This window comes from Acinetobacter sp. FL (genome assembly GCF_040744925.1).
Lineage (GTDB): Bacteria > Pseudomonadota > Gammaproteobacteria > Pseudomonadales > Moraxellaceae > Acinetobacter > Acinetobacter radioresistens.
The window spans coordinates 2,040,325-2,056,096 of the sequence record NZ_CP160437.1; the positions used below are offsets into that span (position 1 = coordinate 2,040,325).

Genomic DNA, 15,772 nt, shown 5'->3' on the forward strand with positions numbered 1-15,772 from the left:
AAAAAATGTAGAGTCATAACATATTATTAGGCTAGTCAGTTCAGTTTAAGTATCCCTATACTTCTTTAAGAGCAAGAGAAAATATCCTCATCGATATTTTCTCTCTTCTCCCATTTATCTGCTTTTTTCTGGCTGATTAAATTCTTTGAAATCAGCTTTTCGAATCATAGCGTGAATTCCTTTAGTCCGGTCTACTACTTGTGAAACTTCAAAATCAGTAGCAGCACTTAAATAAGCATAAGCAAGTGCTTCATCAATACCATATTCCTGATTTAAGAACCGGATAGCTTCACGGGTGGATTTTTTCATGGCTATATCAAGGTCTTCATCTAATCCTGGTGTAATCCAGAATTGATCATTTTCAGCAAGTACATGTTTAATCTCCTTACCAGGAATTTTGTCCTTTCCAGCTTTTAGCAGTGTAAATTTCAATGTAGCGCGTGCTGAACCTTCAAGTGCCGTTAAAGCGACTTCACCATCGCCCTGAACGAAATGGCTATCACCAGTATAGAAAAGTGCGCCAGGAACCTGTACCGGATAATAAACAGTTGAGCCTTTACCTAACTCGTTAATATCAATATTTCCGCCAAAGAAAGCAGGTGGAATCGAATTTACTGGTTCACTGGTATTAGCAGCCACACCCATAATTCCCATAAATGGTGCAAGAGGGAAACGAATCGACTTGCCCTGTTGTGTTTTTAGTACACCTTCATACTCTCCCTGAGCATTTTTCTCAATAGGTGTAAAAACTGATACATTGCCGTAACGTTCCGGGTATAAGTGGGAAGCACCTTCCTGTACTGTTTTTTTAGGGAACTCTCCTACCAGAGTGCCTTTACCATGACGGTTAGAAATTACCCCATAAGGAACTCGTGGTTCAACATTGAGTACTTCTACCTTTAATATATCACCCGGCATTGCACCCTGTATTTCAATAGGCCCCGTCACAATATGTGGTCCATCTTTACTAAAATCATGTTTTAAAGCAGACTGCGTAATCATCTTTGCTTCATCTAGAATATATTCTGGCTTTACACCCTGGGAACGAAAATATTTTTCTGCATTACGCCCCTGATCTTCGAGCAGGCCTTCATGGGAAACAGTATCAAAAACAACAGTACTATCGGTAGGCACACTTAGAACTGGTCGGGAATCTTTATTAGGCAGATAACCCCATTGAATAGTTTTTAAAGTACTGGGTATATAATATTGATCTTTATACTTTCCCTGCGTTAAAAGTCCCGGCTGATTACTTATCTGTTTAAGAACTTTAAACTCTTCTGCAAAAGTTGAAGTAGAGCCTAGTAAAGCTGACAATATAGCCAGTGATAAAGTAAGCGGTTTATACATCTTATTTCCCTAAATTTAAAAAGTTGAATATTCATCTTTTTAAAAGCAAGGGTCATGCCAACTAGAATTATTGAATCTTATTCATCAATTCTCTGTCGCTTAATAATATGTACAGGGATATAGAATTATTTTTTAAACGGGCTTCTCTAATATACATATATATTCGTACATTTTATTAGCGACATAGTATACTTCATTCGCCTTAGGTGCTTATCCCTGTACTCATCTGTCTTCATTGTCATGAAAAAAAATTTACGCTGCACAACCGCCATTAAATCCTTAAGTGTTCTTGTTTTGTCACTCAGTCTGATTGCCTGCGGTGAAGGCTCGTGGTGGTCTAAAAATGATGAACCAGAATTAAAAGAAGAGCAGATTAAACGGCTTATTCCTACTCGTGTACAAAACCGTGGCTCTTGGGCTGGCGACTTATATGAAATTACTGACCAGTTGGGAATACCTAAAACCAAGGAAAATATCTGTACAATTATTGCAGTAGTCGATCAAGAATCTAACTTTGTTGCTGACCCGCAAGTACCGGGTTTGGGTGAAAAAGCTATACGTGAAGTTGATCAGCGTCTTGAAGATAAACTGGGTGTAACACTGGCCGGATATTTTAAGAATATGCTGAAAACCCAACCTTCTCCGGATGATAACTACCTGAGCAGAATGCGCAAGGTTAAAACAGAACGTGAACTGGATGAACTCTACCGTGAAATGTTTAATCATTTTAGTAAACACTATCATGTAAGTGCTCTAACCGGAGCCGCCCGTCTGGTAGGACAAGATGTTTCTGAACGTTTAAATCCGATTACAACCTTGGGTTCAATGCAGGTTCATATCGGTTATGCCAAAGAGCATAAGCGTTCTGGTATGAATATGGCTGAATTGCGTAGCGACCTGTATACCCAAAATGGCGGCCTATATTATGGGATCCATCGTCTGATGATGTACCCTGCTGATTATGATAAGCCGCTCTACCGCTTTGCAGATTATAACTCTGGACGCTATTCAAGCCGTAATGCAGCCTTTCAGAGTATGCTTAATGACTTGACTGAAGCAGAGCTGGACCTAGATGGTGACCTGCTACTTTATAATAAAGACGGTAGCATCCGTTCAAACAAAAGCCAGTCTGAACGTGAACTGATTGCGGTCTTCGCTGCAAACAATGTTCTGATTACGCCGCGCCAGATTCGCTCTGATTTAAAGGAGGAAAAAGAGCAAGACTTTGAAGATACTCAAACTTACCTTGCAGTAAAAAAACTCTACCAGGAAAAAACAGGTAAAGAACCAATTTATGCCATTATGCCAGAAGTAGTCATTTCCGGACCAAAATTAAGCCGTGACTATAATACCAACTGGTTTGCCACACGCGTCAATGGACGATATCAGACATGCATGCAACGCGCCAAACGTATCAAGCTATAAACCTTGCGCTATTTGATTTTGACGGTACATTGTGCCGTAGTGACAGCTTTACTGGCTTTATCTTTTATACGCTCTCCAAACGACATATCATGCGTCAAGGCCTGAAAATTCTCCCCTGGATTCAGGCCTATTATCTCAAGCTATACCCTGCCCACCAGATGCGCCCGAAATTGTTTTCGGCCATGTTTAAAGATAGTAATGCCAAAAATATACATTCAATGGCAGAACAGTATGCACACTTGTTAGTACACCAGCTTAATCCTGAATTGTTAAGGCGTCTGAGACAACATCAAGCACAAGGTGACGATGTTGTTATTGTATCGGCTTCAATCGATCTTTATCTTGAACCTTTTTGCAGGCTGCTTGGAGTAGACCTGATTTGCACTGAAACTGAAGTACATCAGGGCAAATTGAGCGGATTTTATAGCAGTCCAGATTGCAGTTGCGAGCAGAAAAAGTTAAGGATACAAGAAAAATATACATTAACCGATTACCAGTCTGTTTATGCGTATGGGAACAGTTATGAAGACCTAGAAATGTTTAGTCTGGCTGATTACTGCTATATGGTTGGAGAAGATGCTGAACTGCCTACATTAGCGCCTATAAAAAAGCTCGCCTGAGCGAGCTTTTTTATTAATACAAGAATCTTAGTAAATTGCCATATGATTGCGATGAATCATTTCTAGAGAGCGTGCTTCACCAAGAACTTGATAAACTTTATTGGAAGATAGACCTTTTACAATTTCCGCAGAGCGCGAACTGAAATTCACTCGGCCTACTGCAATCCGTTTGCCCCGGCTATCTACACACTCCACAACATCACCACGATTAAAATGGCCTTCCACGGCACGAACACCCACAGGTAACAGACTACGGTGTTTTTCACGAATAGCCTCTATCGCACCATCATCGATTACAAGCCGCCCGGCGGTCTGTAAATGGGCAGCCAGCCACTGTTGATGAGCAGTCATGCGATCTTTATCAGTGGCAAATAGAGTCCCCAGCATTTCACCGCTCATCAGACGTGAAAGTACGTTGTCACTTTCACCACTGGCAATCAGGGTAGGACAACCTGATCTTGCGGCCAAACGCGCAGCACGAACTTTAGTGACCATACCGCCTCGGCCAAGTACGCCGCCACCGCCTGCCATTTCAAACAGACTATCATCGAGTGCACGCACTGTAGAAAGTAGTTTGGCTTCCGGGTTAGAACGCGGATCTGAGTCGAACATACCTTGCTGGTCTGTCAGAATAATTAACAGGTCAGCATGTACTTGTCCCGCCACCATTGCAGCAAGTGTATCATTATCGCCAAAGCGGATTTCATCCGTCGAGACTGTATCGTTTTCATTAATGACTGGCACTACTTGCCAGTCAATCAAATGCTGTAATGCATCACATGAGTTTAAATAACGTCTGCGGTCTGCCAGATCATCGTGAGTTAAAAGTACCTGTGCAGTTTGAATCCCATGCTTTTCCAATACACTGGACCAGGTTTGGATTAATCCCATCTGGCCAATGGCAGCACATGCCTGAAGACTGGGTAAATCTGTGGGTCGACTGCTCAATTTCATGCGCACCATCCCCTCTGCCACAGCACCGGAAGACACCAATATAATTTCATGTCCGGCTTTATGCAGGTCAGCAATCTGATTAGCCCAATGCGAAATTGCATTAAGATCCAGTCCCTGACCATTTGCTGTGAGTAAAGATGAGCCGATTTTTACAACGATACGTTTACAAGCTTTGAGCTGTCGCTGCCCATCTACCACTTCTATCATCATGTCCTCAGTTCTACTTAACGTACGTAGATTACTTCCACTTCATCATCGTCATCATCGAAGTCCTCATCATCCTCATGATCTGCAAGACGTTGCGCACGACGCATTGCACGATAGGCTTCTTTGGCGGCGATGGTTTGCTCACGTGTTTCAGCTTCAAGCTGTTCACGGAATGCCTTAACCTGAGCTGCATATTCAGGGTCTTCAATTTCACGTTCACGTTGCTGCTCAATCTGGTCCATCAGATAATAAACAACATCTTTTGTTCCTTCGCTTAGCAGACCTGAAGTCTTAAATACCGGGCCATCCCAGTTCAATTCATTCAGAATATGTTCACACCATTCTTCACGGCTATCCTCTGGTAACTGGTCGAGTTTATTGAGAACCAGAACCACAGGTAACTGTGCCAGTGTTGGTGAGAACTTTTCAAGTTCACGTAAAATTGCTTGGGCATTATGTACCGGGTCTGAACCGTCAATCGGCTGCACATCAACAATGTGTAATAAAATACGGGTACGTGCCAAATGTTTCAGGAAGCGGATACCCAAGCCTGCGCCTTCTGCCGCGCCTTCGATCAGACCAGGAATATCAGCCATTACAAATGAACGGTGACGATCAGCATCAACGACACCCAGGTTTGGCACCATAGTGGTAAATGGATAGTCTGCTACCTTAGGTTTAGCTGCAGAAACAGCACGAATAAAAGTCGACTTACCAGCATTCGGCATCCCCAGCAGTCCTACATCAGCCAGTACTTTAAGCTCCAGACGGATCTCACGGTACTCCCCTTTTACACCAGTTGTGCATTTACGTGGAGCACGGTTGGTTGATGACTTAAAATGAGTATTTCCCAGCCCACCTTCACCACCACCGGCAACCAGTACTCTCTGGCCACTTTCAACTAGATCACCAATAATATCGCCTGATTCTGTATCCACTACAGTCGTTCCTACAGGAACATATAAAACAACGTCTTCACCACCACGTCCGGTACAGTTTGCACCTGCTCCGTTCTTGCCACGTTCAGCACGGAACTTACGGGTATAACGATAGTCGACCAGCGTACTGGTATTGTCATCCGCCTGGATATAAATGCTTCCCCCACGGCCACCGTCACCACCGTCCGGTCCACCAAAAGGTACAAATTTCTCACGGCGAAAACTGGCTACGCCATTGCCACCGTCGCCAGCCTCTACGGTAATGACTGCTTCATCAACAAAGCGCATATGCCAATCCTCTAAAAACTCTTAAAACCGCCTATTCTGCCATATTTTTACTAAATTCTCGAATAGAAAATATAGCAATTGTTTATTATAAGCCGGTATTTGCAAGCTTCATAAATGCTTATAAAGTTTGACGGTTTTTCTATAGGGTTTTTAGAGCTTTAAATCAGCAACTCGCTTAGTTTTAAATAAGCAACCTAAATAATTTAATTCCACTTTTAACTGTTCTATTGATATTGAATATAGCTTAACGGCAATAGCATTTTCATATCCAGATTGGCTTTGGTATTACGCTCAACGTTATACATGGTGGCTTCGAAGTTAGCGATCTTAGGAATATTAATCGGATCATTCAGTTCTAAAGAAGGATTAAGCTGATGCTTTACATGCACATTAATCGGTTGTTGGTTAAACTCGAAATACACCGGGCCATTAAATGCAATCTGGATGGGCAATTCATAAGTCCTGTTCAGTTCAAATGGAACATCAATATTTACCGGTACATCGAGTTTTAAAGGAAATTTTGGAAGTAGTTTGTTTTTATAGATCAAATCTGTAGTCGTTTCGACGGGCATCACCTGATTAATTTTGAGCATGGTCGAATATTTAATTTGTACCGATACAGGAGTGGTCACATTAAATTTTAAATCTGCCAGATATTTGCCATCCAATGGTAAAACCAAGTGGTGATCAAGATCAATTGATGAGCTGATTCGCCCTATAGTCTGTGCAGTCAGATATTCTCCCACATGAATACGGGTACCTAGAGAATGGGGTAAAGTAATATCGGTCTGGGTCGAGCTCACCTGTAGAGAAGCCTGTACATTTAAATACAGCCAGAACACTAGCGCAATTAAGCTACTCACTAAAATAAAACTGGCCAGCCAGACTTTTAACGAGAAGTTACTGATATTCATCCTTAACTTCTCCTATTTTAAGGTGGAAGCTTGCGAACTGGCCGGTTCAGCCGTGACCCGCTTAAGTGTTATATGTTCAAGGGGTATTGAAAGCTCTCCCTTACGTATCTTCACCGGCAGAATATTCTTGACATCAACCGAAGCAGAAAGTGGCGCATTGACTGGAACACTGAGTCTACCTTGGATGGGAATACTCGTATTCAATGTTGTATTCAATGGAATATTCAGATTTTCACGAATCACCGTTTTGACTGGAGCCGTAAATTTTAAATGTACTTTCTGGTTTAAAGGCACTTTAATATCAATCGGCACATCAAGATCAATAGGAATATTACCTTTGAGCGGTAACGTTACATCTTTGCCCAGAATTCTGACTTTGACCTTGGTATCAATAGGCAGTTCCTGTTTCACCTTAAGTGTTTCTTTTACCGGTATAACAGTATTGATAGGTACTTCATTATCAAAATATACCCGTGGATTTAAAGTCTGAGATAGTGGAATATCAAGCTGTTCATGAATCGGTATACTGGCATTCACTTTTCCTTTGACATTCACATCTAGGGCCTCATGAATTTTAACGCGTGCTTGCAAGGGTTCCTGTAATTCAATATCAACTGCCTGATTTTGTAAGGGAATGTTGATCTTGAAATGTTTAAATGCCCAAATGGCAATCAGCACCCCGCACAGGGTCGCGAGTAGAATAAAGGCTATTCCACTTAGCATGGTCTTTATTTGCAAAATATCTTCCTTAACAACATATTATTTTTTTACTCATCAATATTGTTATAAATTTCTATGTGTTGTTCAGCAGTTTTTTTGTACAGATATGAAAAAACCCGGGTGAACCCAGGTTTTTTTAAAATACTTATGACTTATGCATTAGTTTCAGCAGGAATCTTAGGGTAACTTACGCCACCCATCTGCTCAGCAATACGTAATACCTGACAGCTATAGCCAACTTCATTGTCATACCATACATAAGCAGTCAAACGGTTGCCAGAAGTAATTGTTGCCTGTGCATCAAATACCCCTGCGGTACGTGAACCGATGAAATCGCTCGATACCACTTCAGTAGAGTTGGTATAGCCAATCTGGCCCTGCAAGTTAGAGTTGATTGAAATTTGACGAATAAATTCGTTCACTTCTTCACGATCAACTTCTTGGTCCAGAGTCAGGTTAAGAATTGCCAGTGATACGTTTGGTGTTGGCACACGTACTGAATTACCGGTTAACTTACCTTTAAGCTGAGGCAATGCCTTAGCAACAGCCTTAGCAGCTCCAGTTTCAGTAATTACCATGTTAAGTGTTGCTGCACGGCCACGGCGGTCAGCTTTATGGTAGTTATCAATCAGGTTCTGGTCATTGGTAAATGAGTGTACTGTTTCAACATGACCATTAATAACTTTATATTTTTCATCCAGTACTTTAAGAACCGGAGTAATCGCATTAGTAGTACAACTAGCAGCAGAGATGATTTTGTCTTCATCCAGAATATCTGCCTGATTTACGCCGTACACGACATTTTTCATTTCACCTTTACCAGGTGCAGTTAAAATAACACGTGCAGCACCTGGGCAATTCAGATGCTGAGCCAAGCCCTCTGCATCACGCCATTTGCCTGTATTATCAATAACTAAAGCATTTTCAATACCATATTCAGTATAATCTACTTCAGCCGGGCTAGAAGCGTAGATCACTTTGATATAGTTACCATTGGCAATGATTGCTTCATTTTCTTCATCAATTGAGATGGTGCCCGCAAATGAACCATGGATTGAGTCACGACGCAACAAAGAAGCACGTTTCGCCAGATCACCATCTGCACTTTTACGTACTACAATTGCTTTTAAGCTCAGACCACGGCCCAGACCAGACTGGCTGATAATCAGACGCGCCAGAATACGGCCAATACGGCCAAAGCCATAAAGTACAACATCTTTAGGCTGTGCAGAAGCAGGGTTACCTTCTAGTGACTTGACAGCCTCTTTTACAAAAGAGTCAACATCACCACCCTGTTCCTTATATTCAACAGCCAGTTTACCCAGATCAATCTCAGCAGAACCGATATTATCGATTTTTACCAATGCCTCAAGGATTGGAAAAGTATGAACAACAGAAAGCTCTACATCCATTACGCGGGTACGACGATGGGCTTTTAAAATCTGGATTACTGAACGGTTAACTAAAGAACGGCCATAAACAGAAGTGACAATATTTTTTTCACGGTATAACTGGCCAATCAGCGCAATCATCCGTTCCGCAATTTCTTCACGGTTTTTCCAGCGACCTTGGTGTTCTGCGTGCAGGGCGATGATAGTGTCTTTGCTCACAAATACGTCCTCTAATTAATAATGTATCTAGGCGTGAATTTCAAAACCCGATAATTGTAATGGAATTATCGGCAAGAATGAAACAAAAGCTGAAAGGGCTGGTCATATTTTCCAATATATTGCTTATAATTTCATAAAATATCGCTAATTTTTTACAAAATTATCTTACAGGCTTATCTGTTCAGAATTCTAGAGACATGAATACTTAAATTGGGTGAATAAAATCACTTAGCAAATCATGTAGTTCTTACTCAAGACTCTAGCTAGTCATCTTTTAAACGGGTCTGGTAAGATTACAGATTACGTACCAGATCCTGTTTATTTTTTTGCTGTCGGTATAAATGTAAGCTTCCTTCTACTACTAACACCAATACTGCACACCAGATAGGAATATAGGTCAGCCATTCATCGCCTGAGATTGCTTCGCCCAAGGCAACTGAAGCCAAGGCTAGCAGTACAGGTTCCAGATAGCTGAGCAAGCCAAAAATTACCATAGGCAAATAACGGCTTGCCAAAATATAACTGCCCAAGCCTAATGCACTTAACGCTCCCAGACCTGCTATCGCCGGGAATAGGTGGGGATAAGCAAGAAACTGACTGTAACTATGTAGACCAATGCTGCTCAAATAAATTGCAACCGGAAGAATTAATACAATATCCCACCAGAAGCCTCCCAGATGATCTGTATGAATTTTTTTTCGCAAAAAGAAGTAAAAGGGATAGGCTATAGCGACATAGGCTGTTTCCCAAGCTATACCTCCGATTCGCCAGAGTTCATGGCCAACACCTATAGCTGCCAGTGCTACTGCCACCACCTGAAATCTTGATAACTTTTCTTTAAATAAAATACACCCTATCAGCACCATGACCAGTGGTAATAAGAAATAGCCCAATGAAACCTGTAAGCCTCGTCCATTCATTGGACCCCACAGAAAGAGCCATAACTGGGAAGTACATAAAATGGAGCTAACCAATAACATTAGAATAAATTGAGGTTTGGCTTTAAGCCGCTGCCAAATAGCAGAAATATATTTAAAATCACCACTCCAATACATAAAAAATGTCAGAAATGGTAAAGTTGATAGCATACGCCAAGCAAAGGTTTGCTCACTATTAAGAGGAGCAAGAAAGGTTGTAAAAAAATAGAGAACCCCGAAGGTGACTGATGCTGTAACGGATAGCACAACGCCTTTAAACACTTTCTACTGCCCCTCTATTTTTAATCTTGTATTATAAAGGAGCAGAAAAGATAAATGGAAAATTCATCTATTTATTTAAAAATCATGCTTAAACATGTTTTTTTAAGACTTAGAAGATTAAGACAGATCTATTATTTAGTCGTATGTTGAGTATGAATAATATCATCAAGCTTATAACCCAATGAAGAAGCGTAATTCAGGTATTCATTTACCACGTCCTGTTTAATCTGTGGTGTACGTGACAGTACCCACAGGTACTTGCGAGAAGGTTCCCCTACCAGTACTGTCTGGTAATTGTCATCAAGCTTCAAGATCCAATAATCGCCTCGGCCTAAGGGTAACCAACGAATTGCCTCTGGCAGGAAACTGACTTCAAGTTTACTGTTAAATGGAGGGTTAATCACATATGCTTCACCTAATGAACGCATCATTTTACCTTCCTGGGTATAGCAGCGATTATCTACTGTTATGTTGCCATTTTCATTTAAAGTATAGGTAGCTGTAACATCACGCGCACATTTTCGCTGAAAGTACATAGGTTTTCGGGCTACTTCGTACCATACACCCAGATACTTATCCAGTTCAACTCGCTCAACCACAGGCATGGTTTTACTTTGCGCATACGCCATTGTCCCGACAGCAAGACCAGTTAGCAATGCTCCCCCTACTGCAATCTTTGTTAATTGCCAACCTGCTTTTGATATATTTTTAGTCATAGCACATGAAACCTCGTAGAAATGAAAGAGTTATTTCACAGAATAATCTAACTTAACTCGTTCTTTTTGCACTCTTTGTAGTGTTATGTTATGAATTTGCTGCGAAAAACTTTCAGCCTGCCACTATTGTAACATTTGGGCTTTTAGCCGCAGAATTTCATCACGAAGACGGGCTGCCTGTTCAAACTGTAACTCTTTAGAAGCTTTAAGCATTTCTTTTTCCAGCTTCGCCATATGCTTACTTAGAAGTTTTGGATCAGCTAAAATATGCCGTTCATCGGCTGTCAGAGAAAGTGCCTGCGCGGTGATTTTCTCATCAATCTCGTCCTCAGCTAATACTTCTCCAGTATCAATTTCTTTAATGACCTGACGCACTGCACTACGCGGAATAATTCCATGCAATTCATTAAATTCAATCTGTTTGTTGCGGCGACGCTCTGTTTCATCAATTGCTTTTTGCATAGAGTCCGTAATGCGGTCAGCATATAAGATTGCCTTGCCCTTAATATTACGTGCGGCGCGACCAATGGTCTGAATGAGTGAACGCTCGGAACGCAAAAAACCTTCCTTATCTGCATCCAGAATCGCGACAAGGGATACTTCCGGCATATCCAGGCCTTCACGTAACAAGTTAATGCCGACCAATACATCAAACACCCCGGTACGAAGTTCATGAATAATTTTTACTCGCTCCACAGTATCGATATCTGAATGAAGATAGGCTACCTTTACTCCGTATTCTTTCAAATAAGCAGTTAAATCTTCAGCCATACGCTTAGTAAGAGTGGTCACCAGTACACGCTCATTTAAATTTTTACGTATATTAATTTCTGATAGGACATCATCGACCTGAGTTAATACTGGACGTATTTCAATTTCCGGATCAATCAGTCCGGTTGGCCGTACTACCTGCTCTACTACCTGTTCTGACTTTTCCAGTTCATAACGGGCAGGCGTAGCACTTACAAAGACCGTAGTGGGTATAATCCGCTCCCATTCCTCAAATCTCATGGGACGGTTATCCAGCGCACTAGGCAAACGGAAGCCATAATTTACCAGGTTCTCTTTACGGGAACGGTCACCTTTATACATGGCTCCAATTTGCGGTACAGTAACATGTGATTCATCAATAATCAGCAGAGCATCATCAGGTACATAGTCAAACAGAGTCGGAGGTGCATCACCCGGACGACGTCCAGATAAGTGGCGTGAATAGTTTTCGATACCGTTGGTATAACCCAGCTGTTGCATCATTTCCAGATCATACCGGGTACGTTGTTCGATACGCTGGGCTTCAAGCAGTTTATCGTGTTCGCGAAAGAATTTAAGCTGGTCTTTTAGCTCGTCACGAATAGTATCAATTGCACGAACCAGATTATCTTTTGGTGTCACATAGTGACTTTTCGGGTAAATTGTTACACGGGGTACCTTGCGCAGCATTTTGCCAGTTAAAGGGTCAAACCAGCGTATTGAATCTACCTCGTCATCAAATAGTTCAATACGGATCGCATTCTGTTCTGACTCTGCCGGAAAGATATCCATAATTTCGCCACGGATCCGATAGGTACCACGTACAAACTCAAGCTCGTTACGGGTATATTGCATCTCTACAAGACGGCGGATAATATCGTCACGGCCAACACGGTCTCCCTGAACAATATGCAGTAGCATTTTCATATAGGCTTCAGGATCACCCAAGCCATAAATAGCAGAGACCGAAGCGACAATAATAGCATCACGACGTTCTAGTAAAGAACGGGTAGCAGACAACCGCATCTGGTCAATGTGGTCATTAATTGCTGCATCTTTTTCAATAAAGGTATCAGAGGATGGAACATAAGCTTCTGGTTGATAATAGTCATAATAACTGACGAAGTATTCAACGGCATTATTGGGGAAAAAAGCTTTAAATTCGCCATAGAGCTGGGCAGCTAAAGTCTTATTATGTGCCATTACAATAGTGGGCCGCTGGGTTTGTGCAATGACATTCGCCATAGTATAGGTCTTACCTGAACCTGTCACCCCAAGTAACAGTTGACTTTTATACCCTTGCTGGATGCCTTTAACCAGTTTCTCAATAGCCTGTGGCTGGTCTCCGGCAGGCGCATACTGTGTAATCAATTCAAAAGGACGGCTCTCGCTCACTGATACTCTTCTCTGCTCATGATTGACCTGTATATTTTAACAGAATTCGGGCACTAACTCTTTTATGTTTAAGCGTTTCCTGATAGCTTTTTGCTATGTTTTGGTTACACTTCAAAGCGCTCAAGATTTCACTTGACCCTATGCATTTTCAGCGGCAACATGACAACACACTTCTCTAAAAAGTCTGGTTAATATGGTCTACCAATATCACGATGAAAGTATTATCAAAGCTTTGCCTGAAGATACTGTATTTGTATTTGGCAGTAATCTAGCAGGCGAACACAGTGATGGCGCTGCCCGGGTAGCCCACCAGTATTTTGGAGCAGTAAAAGGTGTGGGTCGAGGTTGGGCGGGGCAAAGTTATGCTATCCCCACTTTAAACGAGCATATTCAGCAAATGCCACTTAGCCAGATTGAGCATTATGTAGAGGATTTCAAGGTTTATACCCGTAACCATCCTAAAATGAAATATTTTATTACCGCCTTGGGCTGTGGTATTGCAGGCTACAAAGTTTCAGATATTGCTCCATTTTTTAAAGGTATTTCAAAAAATGTGATACTCCCTGAATCTTTTAAGCCGTATGTAGAACGAAATGCTTTAAAACAGTTTCCGACCCTGACCCGAGATATGGTAAGACAATTTATTAATGATGAGGTCATTTTCTATTTTAATCATGGTAGTGACTCGTTTGAGGCGGCTTTAGACAAAACCCGGTTGAAAAAAGCTGAAAAAGCCGTTGCCCTGATTGTACTTAATGAAGATATGTATCCTCGTGACCGCTATGGACGTGGCCGCGAACATGAAATCAGTGATATTTTATCTAAATTCAATGGTAAAATTTATGATTTCCCGGAAAATACTGAAGGAGCCTTGGTGTTTACTGGTGTCATCATCGCATTGATGGAACTTTATGATTTTAATGAACAGGATTTTATTCGCCTTTGGGAAGGAGAAATTGAAATTGAGCATCCGGTCAATCGACTTGCCAAAGCTTAAAATTTAATTTTATTATATATTTATAAATTACTGGGCTGAAACTAGAAATATTAAAAGTAAAATATGACGGGTTTTTAGATTATTAACTTATTCAGCTCAGTAATTACAGCTTCAGAAATATCTGTTATCCAGATAACCACTTACTTTCATCGGCTTATTTGTTCTAAAAAAATCTGTTTACCCCTATACTCTCGCCAGTCACCTAAAATGTGGATATAAGCATGGAACTGTTTGATTCTTCAATATTTGATCTATCTCCAATTCCCATGTGGCTTGAAGATTATAGTGAAATCAAAAAACAGTTTGATGTTTGGCGTTCAGAAGGTATAAATGATCTGGCTGCATTTCTCAAAGAAGATGTAGAACGGGTACGCAACTGTGCTCATAAAATCAAGGTCATTCGGGTCAATCCCAAAACTTTAGAAGTTTTTGAAGCAGACAGCCAGCAAGATCTGATTAAACATACTGCAAATATTTTTCAGCAGGACATGTATCAAACCCACATTCAGGAACTAGTAGCACTATGGCAGGGAGAAACCGAATTTTTTAGTACTGCTGTAAATTATACCCTAACTGGTAAACGTTTAGATATTCAGTTAAGAGCTATCGTTTTACCTGGTTATGAACATGATCTTTCACGCCTGCTTCTAACCACAGAAGATATTACCCACTACGAAAATGCCCGACGTCAGGAAGAAAAAAACCGTATTCTTGCCGAATCATTATTTATCTATTCACCGACTTCTTTATGGGTAGAAGATTTCAGTCGCATCAAACAGCGTTTTGATCAGCTAAAACAGCTAAATATTCAGGATTTCCATACCTTTTTAGATGTTCATAGTGAGTTCGTTAACCAGTGTATCGATGATATTGTGATTATCGACGTAAATCAGGCAACACTGGACCTGTTTAAAGCGCCAGATAAAGAGAGTTTATTAAAAAATACTGATCAGATCTTTGCTGACGAGATGCAGCAGACCTTCCGTGAACAGCTGATTGAACTCTGGAATGGTAATCTGCATCACCAGCGTGAAGCAGTTAATTATGCGCTTGATGGCAGTGTTCGTCATGTTATTTTGCAATTTACTGTATTTCCCGGTTATGAAGAAGACTGGGGAATGGTGCAGGTCGCTTTAACCGATATCAGCGCACGTAAAAAGGCTGAAAATTATCTGGAATATCTGGGCAGGCATGATGTGCTGACTCAGCTCTGCAACCGGGCCTTTTTTTCTGAGGAAGTCAAACGTCTTGAACGTAGCCGTTTGCGTCCTGTTTCTTGTATTTTTATAGACATGAACAGTTTAAAGGAAATTAATGACACCTTAGGTCATGATATTGGTGATGGGCTATTACGCAGAGTCGGAAACGTGCTTAATCAGGCGATTGAAAACACCCGTTATACTGCATCACGCATTGGAGGTGATGAGTTCGTCATTCTCTTGCCTACAGCTACAGAAGCTGAAACACTGACTGTAACGCAAACTATTGAAGAACTGTTCAAGATTGATAACCAGTATTATGCCAGCCAACCTATCAGTATTTCCATGGGATGTGCTACGAGCAAGGAAAATGAAAGCATAGAAGATTTATTAAAGCGTGCTGATCAGCAGATGTATCAGAAAAAACAACATTATTACCAAAACAGCACGCTATAAATTAAACTGTGTGGAATTATAAAAACAGGCAATC

General features: G+C 41.1%; 13 protein-coding genes. 4 read left to right on the top strand and 9 right to left on the bottom strand.

All coding sequences use genetic code 11. The annotated features are described in order from the left end of the window. Nucleotides 1-114 precede the first annotated feature (114 nt). Entirely contained in the window at nucleotides 115-1,350 is a 1,236-nt protein-coding gene (locus ABZP31_RS09490) for an acetamidase/formamidase family protein (protein WP_248133837.1), read from the bottom strand. A 240-nt stretch (nucleotides 1,351-1,590) separates the two neighbouring features. On the opposite strand from ABZP31_RS09490, the gene ABZP31_RS09495 reads away from it, so the two are divergent. Next, the gene (locus ABZP31_RS09495) at nucleotides 1,591-2,775 is read left to right on the top strand and encodes a DUF1615 family protein (RefSeq protein ID WP_111281720.1); all 1,185 of its coding nucleotides are present in this window, start codon (nucleotides 1,591-1,593) and stop codon (nucleotides 2,773-2,775) included. Continuing rightward, on the top strand, nucleotides 2,742-3,395 hold the full coding sequence (locus ABZP31_RS09500; protein WP_248133836.1) for an HAD family hydrolase: 654 nt from the start codon (nucleotides 2,742-2,744) through the stop codon (nucleotides 3,393-3,395). Before ABZP31_RS09495 ends, ABZP31_RS09500 begins: the two co-directional genes overlap by 34 nt. Nucleotides 3,396-3,422: 27 nt before the next feature. On the opposite strand, the gene proB is transcribed toward ABZP31_RS09500, so the two are convergent. From proB to uvrB, 8 genes are all read right to left on the bottom strand, one after another. Next, nucleotides 3,423-4,556, bottom strand: coding sequence for a glutamate 5-kinase (gene proB / locus ABZP31_RS09505; protein ID WP_248133865.1), 1,134 nt, complete (start codon nucleotides 4,554-4,556; stop codon nucleotides 3,423-3,425). Nucleotides 4,557-4,573: 17 nt separating this feature from the next. After that, nucleotides 4,574-5,782, bottom strand: a complete 1,209-nt coding sequence (gene cgtA / locus ABZP31_RS09510; RefSeq protein WP_005406559.1) for an Obg family GTPase CgtA — start codon at nucleotides 5,780-5,782, stop codon at nucleotides 4,574-4,576. Nucleotides 5,783-6,006: 224 nt separating this feature from the next. Further along, nucleotides 6,007-6,696 carry a hypothetical protein gene (locus ABZP31_RS09515; RefSeq protein WP_034683868.1) on the bottom strand — a complete coding sequence of 230 codons (690 nt, stop codon included), beginning with the start codon at nucleotides 6,694-6,696 and terminating at the stop codon, nucleotides 6,007-6,009. Between the two features lie 12 nt (nucleotides 6,697-6,708). Then, a complete protein-coding gene (locus ABZP31_RS09520) occupies nucleotides 6,709-7,419 on the bottom strand; it encodes an MFS transporter (protein WP_171072018.1) in 711 nt (236 codons plus the stop codon). A gap of 149 nt (nucleotides 7,420-7,568) precedes the next feature. Beyond that, entirely contained in the window at nucleotides 7,569-9,026 is a 1,458-nt protein-coding gene (locus ABZP31_RS09525; RefSeq protein ID WP_005019394.1) for a glyceraldehyde-3-phosphate dehydrogenase, read from the bottom strand. Nucleotides 9,027-9,319: 293 nt separating this feature from the next. Further along, nucleotides 9,320-10,225 carry an EamA family transporter RarD gene (gene rarD / locus ABZP31_RS09530; protein WP_248133835.1) on the bottom strand — a complete coding sequence of 302 codons (906 nt, stop codon included), beginning with the start codon at nucleotides 10,223-10,225 and terminating at the stop codon, nucleotides 9,320-9,322. A 131-nt stretch (nucleotides 10,226-10,356) separates the two neighbouring features. Further along, nucleotides 10,357-10,941 carry a lipocalin family protein gene (locus ABZP31_RS09535; protein ID WP_101160458.1) on the bottom strand — a complete coding sequence of 195 codons (585 nt, stop codon included), beginning with the start codon at nucleotides 10,939-10,941 and terminating at the stop codon, nucleotides 10,357-10,359. A 123-nt stretch (nucleotides 10,942-11,064) separates the two neighbouring features. After that, entirely contained in the window at nucleotides 11,065-13,086 is a 2,022-nt protein-coding gene (gene uvrB / locus ABZP31_RS09540; RefSeq protein WP_248133834.1) for an excinuclease ABC subunit UvrB, read from the bottom strand. A 193-nt stretch (nucleotides 13,087-13,279) separates the two neighbouring features. On the opposite strand from uvrB, the gene ABZP31_RS09545 reads away from it, so the two are divergent. Further along, on the top strand, nucleotides 13,280-14,083 hold the full coding sequence (locus tag ABZP31_RS09545; protein WP_248122037.1) for a hypothetical protein: 804 nt from the start codon (nucleotides 13,280-13,282) through the stop codon (nucleotides 14,081-14,083). A 221-nt stretch (nucleotides 14,084-14,304) separates the two neighbouring features. Next, nucleotides 14,305-15,738, top strand: a complete 1,434-nt coding sequence (locus tag ABZP31_RS09550; RefSeq protein ID WP_138000802.1) for a sensor domain-containing diguanylate cyclase — start codon at nucleotides 14,305-14,307, stop codon at nucleotides 15,736-15,738. Nucleotides 15,739-15,772 lie beyond the last annotated feature (34 nt).